Below are 17,704 nucleotides of genomic sequence, written 5' to 3'. Positions count from 1 at the left end.
CGATTACTCTGAATCCTTTGTTGTTTTGGTAGGGGATAAATCGGTTTCGTCGTCCGCGTACGGATCGGGAAAACCCAGCTCTGCAAGCAACGTTCGTTCCAGTGCTTCCATTTCTTCGGCTTCGTCGTCATCAATATGGTCGTAACCAAGCAGATGCAAGCAGCCGTGAATCACCAGGTGTGCCCAATGGGCGTTCAGAGCCTTGCCTTGTTCGGCGGCTTCGCGCTCGACCACGGCGACGCAGATCACCAGGTCGCCCAGCAGCGGGATGTCGAGGAACTCATCCGGCACATCGGCCGGGAATGACAAGACGTTAGTTGCGTAATCCTTTTGCCGCCAGGTGTGGTTCAGCTCGCGTCCTTCGGCTTCGTCGACCAGACGAATGGTCATCTCCGAGTCGGCGGTGCGCTGGCGCAAAGCCAGTTCGCACCACTGGCGGAACTCGGCTTCGCTGGGGGCGGGGGCTTCGGTGGCGATTTGCAGGTCAAGCTCAAGCATCGCGGCGGCTATCCTTGGCGGCTGCATCATCGGCCGCTTTGGTTTCGAAGCGCTCGTAGGCTTCGACAATTCGTTGCACCAGTGGATGGCGCACGACGTCCTTGGGCAGGAAGTGGGTGAAACTGATCCCTGGCACGTCCTTGAGCACCTCGATCACATGATGCAGGCCGGACTTGGTGCCGCGTGGCAGGTCGACCTGGGTGATGTCTCCGGTGATGACGGCCGTGGAGCCGAAGCCGATCCGGGTCAGGAACATCTTCATTTGCTCGACCGTGGTGTTCTGGCTTTCGTCGAGAATGATGAAGCTGTTGTTCAGCGTACGGCCGCGCATGTAGGCCAGCGGCGCGACTTCGATCACCTGGCGCTCGATCAGCTTGGCGACGTATTCGAAGCCGAGCATTTCGTAGAGCGCGTCGTAGAGCGGGCGCAGATACGGGTCGATTTTTTGCGACAGGTCGCCGGGCAGGAAGCCGAGTTTTTCACCCGCTTCAACCGCCGGGCGAACCAGCAGGATGCGGCGGATTTGCTCGCGCTCCAGCGCATCCACCGCGCAGGCGACGGCCAGATAGGTCTTGCCGGTACCGGCCGGGCCGATGCCGAAGTTGATGTCGTTGCCGAGGATTTCCTTCACGTAGCGCACCTGATTCAAGCCGCGAGGGCGAATCATGCCTTTCTTGGTGCGCAGGGCGACGGAAGGTTCCGCAGGGGAGTGATTGTCCAGCTGTTCGACGGCTGATTCCTGCAGGAACAGGTGCACCATGTCCGGCGACAACTCGGTACCCTTGGTTTCCCGGTACAGGCGGCGCAGGAGGTTTTCCGCGGAGGTGGTGTGTTTGGGTTCGCCGATCAGTTCGAACTGGTTTCCGCGATTGCGGATCTCGATGGTCAGGCGCTGCTCGATCAAGCGCAAATGCTCGTCGAATTGCCCGCACAGATTGGCGAAGCGGCGAGCTTCAAAAGGCTCGAGGATGAAACGATGTGGTTCTATGGGTGCGTTCAAGGTCGTATTTAGCCGCCCTGGGGCAATTGAGATGAAATCAAGGATAACGCCAGTGGCGTGGGTGCGAAAGCTCTTAAATAATCCAGCGCCAAACACCATCCCCTGTAGGAGCGAGCCTGCTCGCGATGGCGGCGTGACAGTCGACACTTGTACTGAATGTCAGATCGCAATCGCGAGCAGGCTCGCTCCTACAGTGGGGGCACGGTGTTATTGGATCAGCGAACCCCGCAGCGAGTGCGGCTGCGCAGCATCGATATGTACATCCGCGAACTGGCCGATCAGGGTCGGATTGTCGCAGCGGAAGTTGACGATACGGTTATTCTCGGTCCGGCCTTGCAGCTCGCCCGGGTCTTTTTTCGAGTAATCGGTCACCAGGATCCGCTGGGTCGAACCGACCATTTGTCGGCTGATCTCGAAACCTTGCTGGTTCAACCGATGCTGCAGGGCATTCAGGCGCTCTTTTTTCAGCTCTTCCGGTGTGTCATCGGCCAGGTCGGCGGCCGGCGTACCCGGGCGCTGGCTGTAGACGAACGAATAGGAAAAGTCGAAACCGACGTCGGCAATCAGCTTCATGGTTTGCTCGAAGTCTTTCTCGGTCTCGCCCGGGAAGCCGACGATGAAGTCCGAGCTGATGCAGATTCCCGGCACGGCGGCGCGCAGCTTGCGCAGTTTGGATTTGTATTCCAGTGCGGTGTGGTTGCGCTTCATCGCGGCGAGGATGCGGTCCGAGCCCGACTGCACCGGCAGGTGCAGGTGCTTGACCAGTTCCGGCACGTCGGCGTGGGCCTGGATCAGGCTGTCGGAGAACTCCAGCGGATGTGACGTGGTGTAGCGGATGCGGTCGATGCCATCGACCGCAGCGACCACGCGGATCAGCTCGGCCAGATCCGCCAGGCGCCCGTCGTGAGTGGTGCCGCGATAGCCATTGACGTTCTGGCCCAGCAAAGTCACTTCACGCACGCCGTTTTCGGCCAGGTGAATGATTTCGGCAATCACGTCGTCGAACGGTCGGCTGACCTCTTCGCCACGGGTGTAGGGCACCACGCAGAACGTGCAGTACTTGCTGCAACCTTCCATCACCGACACGTAGGCGCTCGGACCATCGATGCGCGGCTCGGGCAAATGGTCGAATTTTTCGATTTCCGGGAACGAGACGTCGACCTGCGGCAGCTTGCTGATGCGTGCGGCGTCGATCATTTCCGGCAGACGGTGCAGGGTCTGCGGGCCGAAGACTACGTCGACGTACGGCGCGCGATCGCGGATGGCCGCGCCTTCCTGGCTGGCTACGCAACCGCCGACGGCGATCACCATGTCCGGGTTGGCCAGCTTCAGTTCACGCCAGCGACCTAGCTGGGAATAGACCCGGTCCTGAGCACGTTCGCGGATCGAGCAGGTGTTGAGCAGGATCACGTCGGCGTCTTCAGCGCGGGCGGTGACTTCCAGGGCCTGATGTTCGCCCAGCAGATCGACCATGCGCGAGCTGTCGTACTCGTTCATCTGGCAACCGTGGGTTTCGATGTAAAGCTTCTTGGCCATGGAAAGAGTCATCACGTGATTCAAAGAACCGCACATTATAGGGAACATGTCCCGTGGTTCCTACCGTTGCGCGTCCGACGGCTGTGCTATAGTTTGCGCCCTCATTTTTACCCCGATGTGTTACCCGCCCACCATGACCAAACGTGAAGCTCCAATCTACAAGGTGATTTTCCTCAACCAGGGCCAGGTGTTCGAAATGTACGCCAAGCAGATCTATCAAAGTGATCTGTGGGGCTTCCTGGAAGTGGAAGAGTTCGTCTTTGGCGAGCGCACGCAAGTGGTCGTCGATCCGAGCGAAGAAAAGCTCAAGGCTCAGTTCGAAGGCGTGGTGCGCAGTTTTGTGCCGATGCATTCGATCGTGCGCATCGACGAAGTCGAGCGTCTGGGGACACCGAAAATCAGCGAAGCCCGTGGCGCGGTCGGCAATGTCATGCCGTTCCCGATGCCGATGCCTGAGAAGTAAGGTTCAAGATTGAGTCGTCCCCTTCGCGAGCAGGCTCGTTCCCACAATAGATCGCCTTTTGACACACGTTTGTGTGCGCAACAGGTCAACTGTGGGAGCGAGCCTGCTCGCGATGGGGCCAGCCAGAGCGATATGGAAATCAGGGCAGTGGCGAAAAGGGCGTACGCCCATCGGCGCTCTGCAATTCCATCAAATATTTACGGAAGATTTGCCCGAGTACCTGGGTAGCCACCTCCAGTTCTTCGCGGGGCATCTTTTCGGTGACTTCGTCGGCGGTGTCCAGTGCATCTTCAGCGCCATTGACCGCCGCCATCTTCAGCAGGATGTACGCCTGAACGTTATTGGCTGGCACACCTTCGCCATGGAAGAACATGGTGCCGAGTTTGAATTGCGCCTGGGCGTGGCCTTGCAGCGAGGCTTTTTCGAAATAGCTCAGGGCTTTATTGAGGTCGCGCGGCGCGTTTTTGCCTTCGTAGTAGAACTCACCCAACTCGTACTGCGCTTGCGCATCCCCTTCATCCGACGCTTTCTGGCAGGCGGCGAGTGCCTGTTCCAAATCTTGCGGCTGGGTATTGAGGGTGCAACGACCCATCGCTGGGATTAACAACGAGTTGCCGCCTGCTTGTGCTTGCGCGAGCAGGGGCTGAAGAAGCAACAGGCAGCCCAGTGCAAGGGTGCGGCCGGTGCGGTTCATGGGAATCGACTTACCTCTGAAGGGCGCGCGGACCCATCGAGGGGATCCAATAAGCGCGCATTATGAAATAAGCAGGGCCAACCTTACAAAGTCTTTACTCGTTTTTCTGCTGCGCGGGAAATATATCGTCCACTTTGCGGGGGATTATCGGCAGATGAGTAGGAAAAAACGCGGACGCGTAGGTGAAAGCTGACGCTGGCGATGGCCAACGTCAGCGCTACAGCGTTATTTCAAGGCGGCGAAGGCACGCTCGGCGGCGTCCAGGGTCAGTTTCAGCTCGGTTTCGCCGTGAGCGATCGAAGTGAAACCGGCTTCGAAGGCGCTCGGTGCCAGGTACACGCCACCTTCCAGCATCAGGTGGAAGAAGCGGCCGAACAGGGCGGCGTCGCTGGCCATCACGTCATCGAAGGTGACGATGTCGTCGGCACCGCTGAAGTACAGACCGAACATGCCGCCGGCCTGAGTGGTCACGAACGGAATGCCGGCCGCATCGGCGCGCTGTTGCAGGCCGTCGAGCAGGCGAGTGGTGTAGTCGGTCAGCTCGGCGTGGAAGCCCGGGCGGCTGATCAGGCGCAGGGTGGTCAGGCCGGCGGCCATCGCCAGCGGGTTACCCGACAGCGTACCGGCCTGGTACACCGGGCCCAGCGGGGCGATGCGCGACATGATTTCGCGCTTGCCGCCGAAGCAGCCGACCGGCATGCCACCGCCGATGATCTTGCCGAAGGTGGTCAGGTCCGGGGTCACGCCGTAGTACGCCTGGGCACCGCCGAGGGCGACACGGAAACCAGTCATCACTTCGTCGAAAATCAGCACTACGCCGTGCTTGTCGCACAGGGTCCGCAGGCCTTCGAGGAAGCCCGGAGCAGGCGGTACGCAGTTCATGTTGCCGGCCACTGGCTCGACGATGATGCAGGCCACGTCCTGGCCAACTTCGGCCAGCATGTTCTCAACGGCATCGATGTCGTTGAACGGCAGGGTCAGGGTGTGTTTGGCGAACGCTGCCGGTACGCCGGCCGAGCTCGGTACGCCTTGGGTCAGTGCGCCGGACCCGGCCTTGACCAGCAGGCTGTCGGAGTGACCGTGGTAGCAGCCTTCGAACTTGATGATGCTGTCGCGGCCGGTGAAGCCACGGGCCAGGCGGATGGCGCTCATGGTCGCTTCGGTGCCGGAGCTGACCATGCGCACCATTTCCATCGACGGTACGAGCGAGCAGACCAGATCGGCCATCTGCGTTTCCATCTCGGTCGGGGCGCCGTAGGACAGTCCATGCTCAAGCTGTTTGCGCACGGCGTCCAGCACGTCCGGGTGGCTGTGGCCGAGGATCATCGGGCCCCAGGAGCCGACGTAATCCACATAGCGCTTGTCGTCTTCGTCAGTGACGTAGGCACCTTCGGCGTGCTTGAAGAACAGCGGCGTGCCGCCGACGCTCTTGAACGCGCGAACCGGCGAGTTCACGCCACCGGGAATGTGTTTCTGGGCATTGGCAAACAGCGTTTCGGAACGAGACATGATCGGGCTCTCAGACTTTTAGTAATTCATTGAATGCGCGGGCGCGGCGGGTGACTTCAGCCGTGCTCTGGGCGCCAAACAGGCCATGCACCACAGCCAGCAGATCGACGCCGTGAGCCACCAGCGGGGCGGCATTGTCCAGGGTGATGCCGCCAATCGCGCAGATCGGCAGGTGCAGCTGTCGGCGGGCCTGGTCGAGCAGGTCGAGGCTGCAGGTCGGCGCGCCGGGTTTGGTATTGGAGTTGAAGAAGCGGCCGAAGGCGACGTAGCTGGCGCCTTCTTTGGCCGCTTGCTCGGCGAGTTCGAGTTGCGCATGACAAGTCGAACCGATGATTGCCTTGGAACCGAGCAGAGCACGGGCCGGGGTCAGCGGGCCGTCGGTCTGTCCCAGGTGCACGCCGACATTCAGGCGTGCGGCCAGCTCAGCGTCATCATTGATGATCAACCGGGTGTTGTAGCGTTCGCACAAATCACGCAAGGCTTCGGCTTCGCGCAGACGACGGGCCTCATCGCTGCTCTTGTCGCGGTATTGCAGCAAGGCGACGCCGCCTTCCAGCGCTGCCTCCACGTACTTGAGCAACTTGCCGTCCAGCAAATGGCTGTCGGTAATGGCGTACAGGCCACGTAGTTTCATCGGACAAGCCTCACCGCAATACAAATGGAAGTTACGAACAGAAATCCAGTGGCAAACGGCGCGGCACGAACTGGCCTTTGCCCAACTGCTCGGCATCGCGCAGGGTGCGCCACGTGTAGTTAAGCGCGGTCTGCACGGCGCTGGCGAGGTTTTCACCCTGGGCCAGACGACCGGCCAAGGCGCTGGCCAGGGTGCAACCGGAACCGTGATAACTGCCGGGCAAGCGCTGGCAGGTGTAGGTTTCGCGCAGGCCATCACGGCTGTACAGGCGATTGTGGATTTCGGTTTCGTCGCCATGACCGCCGGTGATCAGCAGGTGTTTGACGAACGGCAGGAGTTTTTCAGCGCACTCGTCCGCGGTGCCTTCGGGCAGTTCGGCGAGGATTCGGGCTTCGGGAAGGTTGGGGGTCGCAATGATCGACAAGGGCAGCAGGCGTTCGCGCATGGCGTAGCCGACTTCGTCCTTGCCCAGGCGTCCGCCGCCGCCGGCGCGCAGCACCGGGTCGCAGACCACCGGCAAGTGCGGGTGCGCCGAAAGCAGTTCGACCACGGTGTCGACCATTTCCAGGGAACCGAGCATGCCCAGTTTGACGGCCGCGACTTCGGAGTCGTTGAGCACGGCATTGGCCTGGGCCAGTACCCACTCACGGTCGAGGACGCGGAAATCAGTGACATTGACGGTGTCTTGCACGGTCAGGGCGGTGACGGCCGGAGCCGCATGGCAACCCTGAGCGAGCAGGGCTTCGATATCTGCCTGCAAGCCGGCGCCACCACTTGGGTCGTGGCCGGAGAGACAGAGGACAACGGGGCGAGAGCTGTAGATATTCATGGTGCGCGAGCTTACCACCAAACAACCTTTTCCGGGTGTAGCGACAGCCACTCCGGCTGCTCCCTCGCCACGGTGACTCATCAACCACAAAATGTCTTCTGGTAGTTAGTCTGAAACGCCCGTTCTAGAGCCTTTTAAGGAAAAAAATCAATGGTGTTTAAAGGCCATCAACGGCTATGCTAGAGTGGATCCAAACCAATAACAGGTGATACCGGTTTTACGTCTGCTCAAAAGGAATGGGGGGCTTCCTGACAGAACCGGACAGGCCACGCTGGGGCTTCAATGCGCTATTTGTTGATGTTGCTGTTGTGTTTGCCCCTCCTGGCAAACGCCGTCGAGTTCGATGAGTTCACTCAAAGCCTACCCTTGGGCCGAACCCTGCAGGTCTACGAGGACGCAGGTGGTCAGGCGACCATCACGGATATCCGTGCGCAAGCAGCGGCCGGCAACTTCAAACCGCACCACAAGGACACGCTTAACGCCGGGTACTCGCGTTCAGTGTTCTGGCTGAAAATCGACCTGCATTACCGTCCGGCCAATCCGGCGGCACAACGGGCCTGGCTGCTGGAACTGGCCTATCCGCCCCTCGATCATCTCGATCTCTATTTGCCTGATGCGGCTGGCAATTATCAGTTGGTCAGGCAGACCGGCGATGCCTTGCCGTTCGCCAGCCGCGAGGTGCGTCAGAACAACTACCTGTTCGACCTGACGTTCAAGCCTGACCAGGCCGAAACCCTGTTCTTGCGATTGCAAAGCGAAGGCTCGATCCAGGCACCGGTAACCTTGTGGTCGAGCACGGCCTACCTCGAAGAGCAGCCCGTGCGCCTCTATGTACTGGGGCTGATCTACGGCGTGCTGCTGGGGATGCTGGTCTACAACCTGTTCATCTACCTCAGCGTGCGCGACACCAGTTACCTCTACTACATCTTCTATATCGCCTCGTTCGGCTTGTATCAGCTGTCGGTAAACGGCGCGGCCGTGCAGTATTTCTGGCCGGACAACCCTTGGTGGGCCAACGCCGCGACGCCGTTTTTCATTGGCTGTGCGGGGCTGTTCGGCAGTCAGTTCGCTCGCAGTTTCCTGCAAATGGCAACCCACAGTCGCTGGCTCGACCGCTTGTTGCTGGCGCTGGTTGTCTTTAGTGCACTGGTCGTTGGCCTGTCGTTGATGACCAGCTACGCCCTGGCCTTGCGCCTGGCCACGGCGCTGGCGCTGACGTTCACCGTGGTGATTTTCGCCGCCGGGATCTTCGCCTGGCTGCGGGGCCTGCGCGTCGCGCGGTATTTCATTATTGCCTGGTCGGCGTTTTTGCTCGGCGGCATCGTCAATACACTGATGGTGCTGGGGTACCTGCCGAACGTGTTCCTGACCATGTATTCCAGCCAGATCGGCTCGGCCATCGAAGTGGCGTTGCTGTCCCTGGCGCTGGCCGACCGCATCAACGACATGCGTGAGCAGCAAGCGCAAACCCTGTTCGACGCCAGCCAGAAGCTTGAGGTTCTCAACCAGCAACTGGCTCGCAGTAACAAGCTCAAGGACGAATTTCTTGCCACTCTGACCCATGAACTGCGCACACCCATGAACGGTGTGATCGGTTCGCTGGAGCTGATGCAGACGGTCGAAATGGACCCTGAACTGGAGCAGTATCAGCAGACGGCTTCGGGCTCGGCGCGAGACATGATGCGTATGGTCAATGGCATCCTCACCCTCACGGAATTGCAGGCCGGCAAACTCAAGGCCTCGACCGATACCTTCAGCTTGCGCGGGATGGTCGAGGCACTGCGCATGCAGTTCGACGGCAACGCATCGGGCAAGTCGCTGGACTTCAAGGTCGATGTCGCGCCAGGTGTGCCGGATCGCTTGTACGGCGACAACGTCAAGATCGCGCAGTGCCTGGAGTGTCTGCTGGATAATGCCATCAAGTTCACCCGGGTCGGCGGTCTGGCCCTGCGGGTGACCGGCAAGGTCATTGAGCCCGACCGGCTGGCGTTGACCTTTGCGGTGATCGACACGGGCATCGGCTTCACCGATTTGGGGGAGGCCACGATGTATCAGCGGTTCTTCCAGCTCGACGGCTCGATGACCCGTGAATACGGTGGCCTGGGTGTTGGCCTGGCGATTTGCCGACAGTTGGTCGAATTGCTCGGTGGACGCCTGACTCATCGCTCCGAGCCAGGACGCGGCAGCCGGTTTCAGCTTGATGTGGAAGTCGGACTGCCGGTGGTCGAGCGTCCTGTGACGCCATTGATGACCCGGGACTTTGCGCGCCTGCGCTTGCCCCAGGACTGTGCCGTGTTGTTGGTGGATGACAACGGCATCAGCCAGTTGGTGATGCGCGGCATGCTGCTCAAGCTGGGTTTCCGTGTGCGTACGGCCGACAGTACCGATGTCGCGCTCGATCTCTTGCAGCGCGAAGTGTTTGACGCGGTGCTGGTCGATTGTCAGTTGCCGCTGCTGGAGGGTGAGTCGGTGTGCTGCCAGATCCGTGCGTTACCCGGTTATGCCGAGCTGCCGCTGTTCATGATCGCCCTGAGCGGTGATCGTGAGCGCTGCCCGACCGGCGCGGTGATTGATCACTTGAGCAAACCGGTGAAATTCGAAGACTTGCAGGCCGCGCTCTACCGCCGCGTGCTTTGCTCGAAACAGGGCGAAAGCGCCGGCAGTTAGGCGGATATGACACTTTGATCGGCTGGGGGGCGGTGCTTAACTGAAGTCCCTTGGCCGACCAAAGGAGCCTTGTCATGAACCTGCATCAGTTCGCCGAAACCCACGAAGTCACCAATCAGCCACCGTCACTGGACGGTGCCAACCTGTACCGCATCGACTTGCCGTTGCAGGAATGGTCGCGGCGCTTTGGGGCCGGTTGGGCCGAACCGCGGATCGACGCTTATGGCGCGCTGGCCGGTGGCCCGTTGATGGAAGCCGGGTTCCTGGCCAATCAGAACAAGCCGGTATTCAACAGCCATGACCGCTTCGGTCATCGCATCGACCTGGTGGAGTTTCATCCCGCCTATCACCAATTGATGCGCACGGCGGTCGAGCACGGCCTGACCTCGCTGCCCTGGGCGCACCCGCAGGACGGTGCCCATGTCGCCCGTGCGTCCATGTCGTATCTGCACAGCCAGGCCGAAGCCGGCAGTGGCTGCCCGTTGACCATGACCTTCGCCAGCGTTCCGGCCCTGTGTCTGCAACCGGACCTGGCGGAAAAGTGGTTGCCGAAAATCCTCGCCACCGAGTACGACCCGCGCAACGTCGGCATGGTCCACAAGGCCGGGGTCACCATCGGCATGGCCATGACCGAGAAACAGGGCGGCACCGATGTGCGGGCCAATACCACCAAGGCGTACCCGGTCGGTGCCAGCGGTCCGGGCCAGGCCTATGAGTTGGTGGGGCACAAGTGGTTTTGCTCGGCGCCGATGTGCGACGCCTTCCTGACCCTGGCGCAGACCGACAAGGGCCTGACCTGTTTCCTGTTGCCGCGTCATCGTCCGGACGACACGCGCAATCAGTTCTACATCCAGCGTCTGAAGAACAAGCTCGGTAATTGCTCCAACGCTTCCAGCGAAGTGGAGTTCCGCGGCGCACTGGCGTGGATGGTCGGTGAAGAGGGGCGTGGCGTTCCGACGATCATCGAGATGGTCGCCATGACCCGCTTCGATTGCATGGTCGGTTCCAGTGCGCTGATGCGTCAGGCGCTGACTCAGGCCAGCCATCACTGCGCGCATCGTTCGGTTGGCGGCAAACTGCTCAGCGAACAGCCTTTGATGCAGAACGTGCTGGCGGATCTGGCGCTGGAAAGCGAAGCCGCCCTGGCCTTGAGCCTGCGCATGGGCCGGGCGCTGGATCATCTGGACGATTCACAGGAAGCCAGATTCGCCCGTCTGGTGACAGCCGTGGGCAAGTACTGGATCTGCAAGCGGGCGCCGGCCATGATCAACGAAGCGGCCGAGTGCATGGGCGGCGCGGGTTACGTCGAAGACAGCATCCTGCCGCGGCTCTATCGTGAAGCACCGGTGAATTCAACCTGGGAAGGTTCCGGCAATGTGCAGTGCCTCGACGTGCTGCGTGCCCTGTCAAAAGAGCCGGGTGTGCTCGACGCGCTGTTCAGCGAGTTGGGCGATGGCCATGGCGACAAGCGCCTGGCTGCGCACATTCATCAGTTGCAGGCGGCCTTCAAGGACACGGGGGACATCCAGTATCGCGCCCGGCATCTGACCGAGGACATTGCGTTGGGGCTGCAGGCCAAGCTGTTGCTGGAAGCCGGGAATGCGGTGGTCAGTGATGCTTTCATCGCCAGTCGTCTGCAGGGTGGTGGCCGAGCGTACGGCGCGTTACCACGAGGCCTGGACGTGGAAGCGATTGTCGCCCGCTCGACTCCGCAGGGCTTCTAAGCGACACCGGCCTCCTGTGGGAGCGAGCCTGCTCGCGAAGGCGGTGTCATATTCAACATGGATGTGACTGACAGGCCGCTTTCGCGAGCAGGCTCGCTCCTACAGTCGTTCTCCATGCACATCGCCAACATGCCACTGTTCCCGTGAAGCGACGATGCAGGCAAGATGAAGGTCTGCAAGTCAGAACACAGGATGCTGATCGTGACCGAAGCTTTTATTGTCGTTCAAACCGCCGAGCAAGCCGTGGATCGGCTTGCGCTCTTGCACAATCGTGCAACCACCGCGCTGAGTCAGGCGCTCAAGCGTTACCTCAAGGATCGTGTCGAGCCGGACGCCGAGCAGCGGGCGTTGTTCCGTTATCCCGAACTGCGCCTGACCTACCATTGCCAGGGCGAAGTTCCGCAGACCACCCGTGCCTATGCCAAGGTCCAGCTGCCGGGCACCTACAGCGTCACCGTCACTCATCCAACGGCTTTCCGTAAATACCTGCTGGAACAGCTGGTTCCGCTGATGCACGACTTCACCGTGACCGTGGAAGTCGGGGTCAGCGCGCAGAACATCCCGTATCCGTATGTGGTCGAGCAGGGCGATGAGCTGGCGGGTTCCGGCGTCACCGCTGCCGTTCTGGCCCGGGTGTTCCCGAGTACCGACCTGTCGGCCGCGACCGACGGCATTGCCGACGGTCTGTACGACTGGGAAAACACCGATCCGCTGCCCTTGGCCCTGTTCGATGCCGCACGGGTGGATTTCTCCCTGCGCCGACTGGTGCATTACACCGGCAGTGACTGGCGGCATGTGCAGCCATGGATTCTGCTGACCAACTATCACCGCTATGTCGATCAGTTCATCGTCCATGGTCTGGAACAGCTGCGCAAAGATCCGCGCTTTGTGCGCATGGTGCTGCCGGGTAACGTGATCATCGAAAAGAGCATGGACCACGGCGAAGCCTCGGCCATTGCCGCTGGCGTGGTCTGGCACCGTTATCAGATGCCGGCCTATCACCTGATCGCCAGCGACGGCCACGGTGTGACCCTGATCAACATCGGTGTCGGCCCGTCCAACGCCAAGAACATCACCGATCACCTGGCCGTCCTGCGCCCGCATTGCTGGTTGATGATCGGTCACTGCGGCGGCCTGCGTCAGTCGCAAACCATCGGCGACTATGTGCTGGCCCACGCTTATATGCGCCGCGACGGGATTCTCGACCGGGTGGTGCCGCCGAACATTCCGATTCCAGCCCTGGCCGAAGTGCAGTTGGCGCTTCAGCAAGCGGCGGCCAACATCACCGGCGAGAAGGGCGACGAACTGAAGAAGCGTCTGCGCACCGGCACCGTGCTGACCTACGACGACCGTAACTGGGAGCTGCGCTGGGCGCAGGAGCGACCGCTGATCAACCTGTCCCGCGCCGTGGCGGTGGACATGGAAAGCGGCACCATCGCCGCCCAGGGTTATCGTTTGCGCGTGCCGTACGGCACATTGCTGTGCGTATCGGACAAACCGCTGCACAGCGAGATCAAGTTGCCGGGCTCGGCGAACGCCTTCTATGAGCGCGCGGTCAGCCAGCATCTGAAGATCGGTATCGAGGCGGTGGATCTGCTGCGTACCGAACTCAACTCGCTGCACTCGCGCAAACTGCGCAGCTTCGACGAGCCGCCGTTCCGCTAACGGTTGTCATGGTCATTTAGCGGTCAGGGCACTAGCATTAGCAGCCCTGACCGTTAGATGTTCTCTCTGCCATGTCCCGTCCTCAACGTCCCGTTTCCCGCCGCCCTGGCGTGAAGCCATCCCCGTCAGCCCCGCGCCGTGTCGCCAAGGCGCCGCCGGCCGAGCCGAAACTGATCCTGTTCAACAAACCGTTCGATGTGCTGACGCAATTCAGCGATGGCGAAGGGCGCGCGACCCTCAAGGATTACATCGATGTACCGGGCATCTATCCGGCCGGACGGCTGGACCGCGACAGCGAAGGCTTGTTGCTGCTGACCAACGACGGTCAGCTTCAGGCGCGGATCGCCGACCCGAAACACAAACTGGCCAAGACCTATTGGGTGCAGGTCGAGGGCGAGCCGAGCGCCGAGCAATTGCAGCGCTTGCGTAACGGCGTTGAATTGAATGACGGCATGACCTTGCCCGCCGAGGCGCGACAACTGGACGAGCCCGAACTGTGGCCGCGCAATCCGCCGGTGCGCTTTCGTAAAAGCGTGCCGACCAGTTGGCTGGAGTTGGTGATTCGCGAAGGGCGCAACCGGCAGGTGCGGCGCATGACGGCTGCGGTCGGGTTGCCGACCTTGCGCCTGGTGCGGGTCAGAATCGGCGACTGGACGATCGAAGGGCTCGATCAGGGGCAGTGGAAAGAAGTACCGGCGCGCTTATAAAGTGCCGGATTCGATCAGGCCGATGACCACACTTTTGATCACGAATGCAGCAACACCCAGGCCCAGCACGAAGAACAGGATGAAAGAGCCAAAGCGTCCGGCCTTGGACTTCTTCGCCAGATCCCAGACGATGAAACCCATGAAAATGATCAGGATCGTGACCAGTCCGGTCATCATCCACTCTTCGAATACGGCAGGATCCATCGAACATCTCCAGCACAGGCGAGGCTAAAAGGGCGCGGCGAGTATACGCCGCGCTGGCTTCGTGCAGTATTGACCTGCGTCGGTGTGTCGCAGTCATTCGTCGCCTGTGCGGGCCCCTTCGCGAGCAGGCTCGCTCCCACAAGGGATCTTCAGTGCATGGGAGATCCCTGTGGGAGCGAGCCTGCTCGCGAAGCCCATTTCAGCTACGCAGATGAGTCAAAGGCAGTTCGGTGCTATTCAACACCTGATTCAACACAAAACTCGAACGCACGCTGGTCACCCCTTCAATCCGGGTCAGATGCCCCAGCAGCAGTTTCTGGTAGTGATCCATGTCCGGCACCACGACCTTGAGTTGATAGTCGGCGTCCATCCCGGTCACCAGGCTGCATTCAAGTACCTGGGGCAAGGTGCGGATGGCGGCTTCGAAGTTTTCGAAACGCTCCGGCGTGTGACGGTCCATGCCGATCAGCACATAGGCCGTCAGGCTCAGGCCGAGCATTTTGCGGTCGAGCAGGGCGACCTGACGGGAAATGTAGCCGTCGTCTTCCAGTTGCTTGACCCGCCGCGAGCACGGCGAAGGCGACAGGCCGATGCGCTCGGCCAGCTCCTGGTTGGAGATGCGTGCGTCACGCTGCAATTCCGCCAAAATGCTCAGGTCATAACGGTCGAGCTTGCTCATCAATCAATCCTTTGTCGTAACTATTGCGGCAGATTATCTATCCAGGGTTAAAAATTGCGCAAGTAATGTTTAACTGAGCAATCTTCGCAATCCTCTGCCAGCGCTCCCGGCCTATTCTTATTACCAGAATCACTGCTCGGACAAACAGTCCAGTGCGGCTCGCCCAACCAGGCCCGCCGCGGTCGCCGCCCCCACCGGGGACGTGCCGGCCCCCGAGCTACACACTGTCCAGAAGACGGCGTGAGGTGAGCCGACGTCAAAAGCGTCGAGCCAGGACGAAGTTCTCCAAGGGGAGGCCGACGGGTCTCCCCTTTTTCTTGCGCGCAATTTACTGCCGCGAATCAACGCTCGGCCCTCAATAAATAAGTTGCGTGACTGATAACCTGTAGCAGAACCGGCTCGTGCTTTACCAGTCTTATGTACAGGCCCTAACCCGCAATGAGGAAAAGCATGAAATCGCGCATCTGGCGTTTGGCCGGTGTTGGTTTGCTGTGTGTCAGTGTCACTGCGCAAACGATGGCCGATGAACCGCAAAACCATGGCCGTGATGGCGGGCAGCACGGCCAGGAAGGGCGCCAGGATGGGCATCAGGGTGGTAATCAGGGCCACGGTGGCAACAACCAGCCGCCTGCGCAAAACAACCAGCCGCAGAACCAGCCCCGTGCGCAGAACAACGACAATCGCCAGTTCGAGCACAACGGCCAGAATCAACATCAGGACAATGGCCAGTGGCAGAAACGTCCGGCACCGGATTTCAACAGCCCGGTTCGCTCGCCGCCGCCGCCACCGCAGCTGCCGGCCAATGACTTTCCGATCCAGCCGCGTCCCGACACCGTGCGCCAGACCCAGCAGCCGCAGCGTGGTTACTACCAGGACCAGCCGCACCGCAACGATTACAACCAGCGCTGGAGCGGGTACATAGGTGCACCGACCAATGACAATCACTGGCAGGGTCACCCTGAGGGGCGCGGCAACGGCTGGGGACCCGGGCCGAGGTATCGTCCTGGCCAGATGATCGACCGCTTCCCCGAGCGTAATTACCGCGTGCCTTACCGTGGCATGGATTATTACTTTTCCGGTGGTTACTGGTACCGCCCGCTCGGCCCGCGTTATGAGGTGGTGCAGCCACCACGCGGGATTCGGGTTCGCCACCTGCCCGATTATGCCCAGCAGGTATGGATCGCCGGGACGGTGTTTTTCCTCGCGGCCGGTTCATATTACGCCTACCAGGAAAGTACTCAGGATTACGAGGTGGTCGATCCGCCGATTGATCAATCGCAATCATCAGTCGGCAACAATAATTATGACGTGGAGGCGTATCCGGCCAACGGTCAGTCGCCGGAGCAGGTCAGCCGGGATGGCTACGAGTGTTATCAATACGCGGTGCAGCAGAGTGGTTTCAATCCACGAACCGCCACCTACGAGCCAGACCCGTCGGTGGTGCAAGCCTACCGACAGGCCCAGGGTAGCTGCCTGAGCAGTCGCGGTTATCAGGTCAATTACTGAGCCCGGGCGGCTTTTACCACTTCCTGCGGGTCGGCGTGCACCAGCACTTCGGCTCGCGGGTAGACACTGTGAATGGCCGCAGCCGCCTGATCGCTGATGCCGTGGGCGACTGACAGCGTCAGCTCCCCCGGCAACTCCAGGTGCAACTGCACGAACCACTGGTTGCCGGAGATCCGCGTACGCAGGTCATGCGCACCCAATACGCCGGGTACACTGCACGCCAGCTCCAGCATGTGCTGGCTGACATCCGGTGGCAGCTCTTCATCCATCAACACCGCAAAGCTCTCCCGGGCGATCTGCACCGCGCTCCACAGGATATAGACGGCGATTCCCAGGCCAAACCAGGCGTCGACCTGATGCCAGCCAAACCCGGCCAGTATCAGCGCCAGCAGAATGCTGCCATTGAGCAGCAGGTCCGAACGGTAATGCAGCGAGTCGGCCCGCACGGCGTTCGAGCCCGTGGCCTTGACCACCCGATGTTGCAGCATCAGCAAGGCCAGGGTCAGGGCAAGCGAGAACACGATCACACCGATACTGATCCACGGCGCGCCGACCGGTTCGGGATGTTTCAACCGCTCGTAGGCCTGCAAGGCAATCAGTACAGCACTGCCGCCAATGAACAACGCCTGGGCCATGCCCGCCAATGACTCGGCCTTGCCGTGCCCGTAGCGATGATCATCGTCGGCGGGGCGCAGGGCGTAATGCACCGCCAGCAGGTTGAGCAATGACGTGACGCCGTCGAGTGCCGAGTCGGTGAGCCCGGCGAGCATGCTCACCGAGCCGCTCAGCCACCAGGCGATGGCTTTGGCGACGATCAACGTGCACGCCACCGCCACCGAGGCACGGGTCGCCAGCCGCAGCAGGCGGGCGTGTTCGGAGCTGGAGGTCATAGGGGCAGTCGTTCCTTGAAGAGTCCTGTTGCGCGCGGGGATTACGCGGCCGGTTGCAGGCCGAACATCGCCAGTTGCTGGGCGCTGCCCTTGTGCTGGATCAGGCGTGGATCGTCCAGCGGGAAGCTGCGGCCCAGTTCGCTTTCCAGAATAGTCTGCAACTTGCGGTTATCGACTTTGCCGTCGGGGCCGATAGCGTCCTTGAGTTTTTGCGGGTCGACCTGCGCGGTCTTGCCCGGTTCGAAGTAAATCGCGCCGGTGGCGAAGTCCACGGCAAACGCGATCAGGCCGGGGATGATGTAGAACAGCAGGCCAACGGCGTCGAGCGCGGCAATGGCCGGGTCGATCTTGCCTTCGATCTGGCCACGGCGATCGGGATAGAAGATCGAACCGCAGGCGGTCACTTGAGTCAGCAAGGTTGCGACCAGAACACCGCCAATCAGGCGAAAGGGAGCACGCATATGAAATCTCCTGGGTAATCTCGAAACGAAACGTCGTC

At 60.9% G+C, this 17,704-nt stretch carries 17 protein-coding genes; 6 read left to right on the top strand and 11 right to left on the bottom strand.

Annotated features, from left to right (window positions below; translation table 11 throughout):
- Nucleotides 1-3: 3 nt before the first annotated feature.
- The 3 genes from ybeY to miaB form a co-directional block, all read right to left on the bottom strand.
- Nucleotides 4-498: an rRNA maturation RNase YbeY gene (gene ybeY, locus ACEN8E_RS26025; RefSeq protein WP_495590403.1), complete on the bottom strand. Its 495-nt coding sequence runs from the start codon at nucleotides 496-498 to the stop codon at nucleotides 4-6.
- A complete protein-coding gene (locus ACEN8E_RS26020; RefSeq protein WP_495590402.1) occupies nucleotides 491-1,498 on the bottom strand; it encodes a PhoH family protein in 1,008 nt (335 codons plus the stop codon). The genes ybeY and ACEN8E_RS26020 overlap by 8 nt, the downstream gene beginning before the upstream one ends.
- 207 nt (nucleotides 1,499-1,705) lie before the next feature.
- Complete coding sequence (gene miaB / locus ACEN8E_RS26015) at nucleotides 1,706-3,034, bottom strand: tRNA (N6-isopentenyl adenosine(37)-C2)-methylthiotransferase MiaB (RefSeq protein ID WP_249483848.1); 1,329 nt, start codon at nucleotides 3,032-3,034, stop codon at nucleotides 1,706-1,708.
- A 133-nt stretch (nucleotides 3,035-3,167) separates the two neighbouring features.
- On the opposite strand from miaB, the gene ACEN8E_RS26010 reads away from it, so the two are divergent.
- A complete protein-coding gene (locus tag ACEN8E_RS26010) occupies nucleotides 3,168-3,497 on the top strand; it encodes a DUF1820 family protein (RefSeq protein WP_003185742.1) in 330 nt (109 codons plus the stop codon).
- Nucleotides 3,498-3,636: 139 nt separating this feature from the next.
- On the opposite strand, the gene ACEN8E_RS26005 is transcribed toward ACEN8E_RS26010, so the two are convergent.
- The 4 genes from ACEN8E_RS26005 to ACEN8E_RS25990 all read right to left on the bottom strand — a co-directional run bounded on the left by ACEN8E_RS26005 (nucleotide 3,637) and on the right by ACEN8E_RS25990 (nucleotide 7,163).
- On the bottom strand, nucleotides 3,637-4,191 hold the full coding sequence (locus tag ACEN8E_RS26005) for a tetratricopeptide repeat protein (RefSeq protein WP_495590401.1): 555 nt from the start codon (nucleotides 4,189-4,191) through the stop codon (nucleotides 3,637-3,639).
- 225 nt (nucleotides 4,192-4,416) lie between these two features.
- Entirely contained in the window at nucleotides 4,417-5,700 is a 1,284-nt protein-coding gene (gene hemL / locus ACEN8E_RS26000) for a glutamate-1-semialdehyde 2,1-aminomutase (RefSeq protein ID WP_495590400.1), read from the bottom strand.
- 10 nt (nucleotides 5,701-5,710) lie between these two features.
- Nucleotides 5,711-6,334 (bottom strand): thiamine phosphate synthase, encoded by a 624-nt coding sequence (thiE, locus tag ACEN8E_RS25995; RefSeq protein WP_495590399.1) that lies wholly within the window; start codon nucleotides 6,332-6,334, stop codon nucleotides 5,711-5,713.
- Between the two features lie 31 nt (nucleotides 6,335-6,365).
- Nucleotides 6,366-7,163: a hydroxymethylpyrimidine/phosphomethylpyrimidine kinase gene (locus ACEN8E_RS25990; RefSeq protein ID WP_008052407.1), complete on the bottom strand. Its 798-nt coding sequence runs from the start codon at nucleotides 7,161-7,163 to the stop codon at nucleotides 6,366-6,368.
- A 282-nt stretch (nucleotides 7,164-7,445) separates the two neighbouring features.
- On the opposite strand from ACEN8E_RS25990, the gene ACEN8E_RS25985 reads away from it, so the two are divergent.
- The 4 genes from ACEN8E_RS25985 (at nucleotide 7,446) to ACEN8E_RS25970 (ending at nucleotide 13,926) form a co-directional block, all read left to right on the top strand.
- Complete coding sequence (locus ACEN8E_RS25985) at nucleotides 7,446-9,830, top strand: 7TM diverse intracellular signaling domain-containing protein (RefSeq protein WP_495590398.1); 2,385 nt, start codon at nucleotides 7,446-7,448, stop codon at nucleotides 9,828-9,830.
- Nucleotides 9,831-9,904: 74 nt separating this feature from the next.
- Nucleotides 9,905-11,554 (top strand): acyl-CoA dehydrogenase family protein, encoded by a 1,650-nt coding sequence (locus ACEN8E_RS25980; protein WP_495590397.1) that lies wholly within the window; start codon nucleotides 9,905-9,907, stop codon nucleotides 11,552-11,554.
- A gap of 165 nt (nucleotides 11,555-11,719) precedes the next feature.
- The gene (amn, locus tag ACEN8E_RS25975) at nucleotides 11,720-13,219 is read left to right on the top strand and encodes an AMP nucleosidase (protein WP_495590396.1); all 1,500 of its coding nucleotides are present in this window, start codon (nucleotides 11,720-11,722) and stop codon (nucleotides 13,217-13,219) included.
- A gap of 71 nt (nucleotides 13,220-13,290) precedes the next feature.
- Nucleotides 13,291-13,926, top strand: a complete 636-nt coding sequence (locus ACEN8E_RS25970; RefSeq protein WP_495590395.1) for a pseudouridine synthase — start codon at nucleotides 13,291-13,293, stop codon at nucleotides 13,924-13,926.
- Here the strand turns inward: ACEN8E_RS25970 and ACEN8E_RS25965 are convergent.
- Nucleotides 13,921-14,130 carry a DUF2788 domain-containing protein gene (locus tag ACEN8E_RS25965; protein WP_008022976.1) on the bottom strand — a complete coding sequence of 70 codons (210 nt, stop codon included), beginning with the start codon at nucleotides 14,128-14,130 and terminating at the stop codon, nucleotides 13,921-13,923. The two genes, ACEN8E_RS25970 and ACEN8E_RS25965, sit on opposite strands and share 6 nt — an antisense overlap.
- Nucleotides 14,131-14,329: 199 nt before the next feature.
- Complete coding sequence (locus ACEN8E_RS25960) at nucleotides 14,330-14,809, bottom strand: Lrp/AsnC family transcriptional regulator (RefSeq protein WP_007937367.1); 480 nt, start codon at nucleotides 14,807-14,809, stop codon at nucleotides 14,330-14,332.
- 450 nt (nucleotides 14,810-15,259) lie between these two features.
- On the opposite strand from ACEN8E_RS25960, the gene ACEN8E_RS25955 reads away from it, so the two are divergent.
- Nucleotides 15,260-16,315 (top strand): DUF6515 family protein, encoded by a 1,056-nt coding sequence (locus tag ACEN8E_RS25955; protein ID WP_495590394.1) that lies wholly within the window; start codon nucleotides 15,260-15,262, stop codon nucleotides 16,313-16,315.
- Here ACEN8E_RS25955 and ACEN8E_RS25950 read toward each other — a convergent pair.
- Nucleotides 16,309-17,205 (bottom strand): cation diffusion facilitator family transporter, encoded by an 897-nt coding sequence (locus ACEN8E_RS25950; protein ID WP_495590393.1) that lies wholly within the window; start codon nucleotides 17,203-17,205, stop codon nucleotides 16,309-16,311. The genes ACEN8E_RS25955 and ACEN8E_RS25950 overlap by 7 nt on opposite strands.
- A gap of 41 nt (nucleotides 17,206-17,246) precedes the next feature.
- Nucleotides 17,247-17,666, bottom strand: a complete 420-nt coding sequence (gene pmcY / locus ACEN8E_RS25945) for a periplasmic Zn2+ metallochaperone PmcY (protein WP_429371614.1) — start codon at nucleotides 17,664-17,666, stop codon at nucleotides 17,247-17,249.
- Between the last annotated feature and the right edge of the window lie 38 nt (nucleotides 17,667-17,704).

It is taken from the genome of Pseudomonas sp. Pseusp9, assembly GCF_059491265.1.
Note: the sequence above shows the minus strand (reverse complement) of the source record. Positions and strands in the feature narration are given on the sequence as shown.

Coding starts and splice junctions, on each gene's coding strand:
- ybeY (WP_495590403.1), bottom strand. CDS start 498: ATGCTTGAGCTTGACCTGCAAATCGCCACCGAAGCCCCCGCCCCCAGC.
- miaB (WP_249483848.1), bottom strand. CDS start 3,034: ATGGCCAAGAAGCTTTACATCGAAACCCACGGTTGCCAGATGAACGAG.
- ACEN8E_RS26010 (WP_003185742.1), top strand. CDS start 3,168: ATGACCAAACGTGAAGCTCCAATCTACAAGGTGATTTTCCTCAACCAG.
- ACEN8E_RS26005 (WP_495590401.1), bottom strand. CDS start 4,191: ATGAACCGCACCGGCCGCACCCTTGCACTGGGCTGCCTGTTGCTTCTT.
- hemL (WP_495590400.1), bottom strand. CDS start 5,700: ATGTCTCGTTCCGAAACGCTGTTTGCCAATGCCCAGAAACACATTCCC.
- thiE (WP_495590399.1), bottom strand. CDS start 6,334: ATGAAACTACGTGGCCTGTACGCCATTACCGACAGCCATTTGCTGGAC.
- ACEN8E_RS25990 (WP_008052407.1), bottom strand. CDS start 7,163: ATGAATATCTACAGCTCTCGCCCCGTTGTCCTCTGTCTCTCCGGCCAC.
- ACEN8E_RS25985 (WP_495590398.1), top strand. CDS start 7,446: ATGCGCTATTTGTTGATGTTGCTGTTGTGTTTGCCCCTCCTGGCAAAC.
- ACEN8E_RS25980 (WP_495590397.1), top strand. CDS start 9,905: ATGAACCTGCATCAGTTCGCCGAAACCCACGAAGTCACCAATCAGCCA.
- amn (WP_495590396.1), top strand. CDS start 11,720: ATGAAGGTCTGCAAGTCAGAACACAGGATGCTGATCGTGACCGAAGCT.
- ACEN8E_RS25970 (WP_495590395.1), top strand. CDS start 13,291: ATGTCCCGTCCTCAACGTCCCGTTTCCCGCCGCCCTGGCGTGAAGCCA.
- ACEN8E_RS25965 (WP_008022976.1), bottom strand. CDS start 14,130: ATGGATCCTGCCGTATTCGAAGAGTGGATGATGACCGGACTGGTCACG.
- ACEN8E_RS25960 (WP_007937367.1), bottom strand. CDS start 14,809: ATGAGCAAGCTCGACCGTTATGACCTGAGCATTTTGGCGGAATTGCAG.
- ACEN8E_RS25955 (WP_495590394.1), top strand. CDS start 15,260: ATGAAATCGCGCATCTGGCGTTTGGCCGGTGTTGGTTTGCTGTGTGTC.
- ACEN8E_RS25950 (WP_495590393.1), bottom strand. CDS start 17,205: ATGACCTCCAGCTCCGAACACGCCCGCCTGCTGCGGCTGGCGACCCGT.
- pmcY (WP_429371614.1), bottom strand. CDS start 17,666: ATGCGTGCTCCCTTTCGCCTGATTGGCGGTGTTCTGGTCGCAACCTTG.